1 protein-coding gene is annotated in these 710 nt (G+C 30.1%); it reads left to right on the plus strand.

Annotated elements, in window-relative coordinates; translation table 11 throughout:
- A partial coding sequence (locus ABD296_RS49635; protein ID WP_188139353.1) for a TetR/AcrR family transcriptional regulator occupies positions 1 to 490 on the plus strand: 490 nt, incomplete at its 5' end.
- Between the last annotated feature and the right edge of the window lie 220 nt (positions 491 to 710).

Raw genomic sequence — 710 nt, forward strand, 5'->3', positions numbered from 1 at the left:
ATTTGTTACTTATGGTTTTCATACGACGGGTGTAGACCTAATTATTAAAGAAGCCAAAATAACCAAGGCGACTTTTTATAATTACTTTCACTCAAAAGAACGGTTAATTGAAATGTGCATTGCTTTTCAAAAAAGCCTGCTGAAAGAAGAAGTACTTGCCATTATTTACTCAAGTCGTTACCGCACTTCAAAGGACAAACTCAAAGAAATTATTAACTTACACGTTAAATTTAATAGCTTATATTACCTTTTGCTTAAAGCCTTTTTTGAAATTAAACATATGTATGCGAGCGCTTACCGTATGGCGGTTGAGTATAGAAAATGGCTACTTCATGAGATTTTTGACCTCATTTTTAGTTTAGAAACTCATGCATTAAAACCCGATGCCAATTTGGTTTTAAACCTAATTGATGGCTTGATGTTCCAGATTTTAAGCTCAAAGAGTTTGGAAGAGAGGGATGTGGTGGTGGAGATGTTTCTGAAAATTTAATTATTTGATTTTCATCTAAATTATTAAGTTTTTATGTAGAATAAGTTAATAATTGAAGAAGAAGTTTCTTTGACAGATTTGTTCGGAAGTTAGCAAAATCATTCCTAATACACACTTAAAATAGGCTCAAGCAGTATAAATATTAATAATTACTGGAAATCTCATATTACATAAACATAGAGAAAAATTGAATAATATGTTTTTTTGTGTAAAATAAAGT

Source organism: Actinomadura napierensis (assembly GCF_039529375.1).
Lineage (GTDB): Bacteria > Actinomycetota > Actinomycetes > Streptosporangiales > Streptosporangiaceae > Spirillospora > Spirillospora napierensis.